Below are 1,323 nucleotides of genomic sequence, written 5' to 3' on the forward strand. Positions count from 1 at the left end.
CACCGCCAAATCTTTGATTTGGCTTTAGAAATCGTTAGTTTGTAGTTTACCAATACCAGTAGATTATAATAGAGTCAAATGTGATTTATAACTTAGGCAAAAAGCTCCATCTGCTGCATTAACTTTATTTAGAAATAAGATAAAATCTAATTTTCATATTAAGGACAGCAGATTATTGAGTATAAGCCAGAGAGTATTTAGGGAAAAACCCATTATCACGATTTTAGCCACTCAATTCGGAGCATAAAACAATTGTTTATGCAAGTATATGGAATTGATTTATCAAAGGAAAAGTTTGATGTAAACTTTAAAGATTTAGACGGAAAAGAAAAGCGCCAGCAAGTGAAAAACAAAGTAGTATCCATATCGAAGTTCTTACACACATTACCCTGTGAGGCAGTATTGGTAGCTGAGCATACAGGAGCCTATGGAGACTTACTGGTATACTTGAGTAATCAACTCAATATTAATATAGCTTTGGTTTCTGGTTATACCATCAAGCATAGTTTGGGATTAGTTAAAGGCAAGTCAGATCCCATTGATGCCAGGCGTATAAGAGAGTATGGAGAACGCTTCTTCGATAAACTAAAGTTTAAGGTATATGATGATGAGACGATTGTTGAATTAAAAACACTTTACAGTTTAAGGGCACAATTAGTTAAAGCACGAAAGAGCTTACGAACAGGTGAGCATGGTCGTTCACAAGTACCTATGCAGAGTATTGCAGCAAATAAACACATTAAGAATTCTTTACTTGCACTAGATAATGAAATTGACAGTCTGGATGACGAAATTGAGCATCTAATAAAGGCAAATAAAGCAACAAGAGAGAATTACGAACTAACAATTAGTGTAATAGGTATTGGACCTGTTATTGGCACTGATTTGATAATCAAAACAGGGAATTTTCAGATTATCGATACCGCAAAAAAAGCTTCTTCATATGCAGGAGTATGTCCATTTTCTAATACTTCAGGGAAAATGGTTGGTAAATCAAAAACAAGTCCTTTTGCCGATAAAAAACTGAAATCTCTATTGTATATGGGTGCAAAATCAGCAGTCAAACACAATCAGGAATACCGCTTGTATTATCAAAAAAAGAAGCTCGAAGGAAAGCCTCATTATTTAATTATGAATAATGTATCCAATAAAATATTACGAACAATTTACAGTGTTGTAAAAAGTAAAAAACCATATAGGCAAGATTTTATTTGTCGTGATCCGAGAGAGAAAAATATTAACAGCTCCCATGAAAAAGTGGCTTAAAAACTTGTAATTAATTAGAGTATATGAAAAGATAAAAACAAATAAAAGATTTGGCTC

General features: G+C 33.2%; 1 protein-coding gene. It reads left to right on the forward strand.

Going from position 1 to position 1,323, the window contains the following annotated elements; all coding sequences use genetic code 11:
- The first annotated feature begins 258 nt into the window (after positions 1-258).
- Positions 259-1,266 (forward strand): transposase, encoded by a 1,008-nt coding sequence (locus JIV24_RS22125; protein WP_200467263.1) that lies wholly within the window; start codon positions 259-261, stop codon positions 1,264-1,266.
- The last annotated feature ends 57 nt before the right edge of the window (positions 1,267-1,323 follow it).

It is taken from the genome of Carboxylicivirga marina (genome assembly GCF_016612505.1).
In the GTDB taxonomy this organism is placed as follows: domain Bacteria; phylum Bacteroidota; class Bacteroidia; order Bacteroidales; family Marinilabiliaceae; genus Carboxylicivirga; species Carboxylicivirga marina.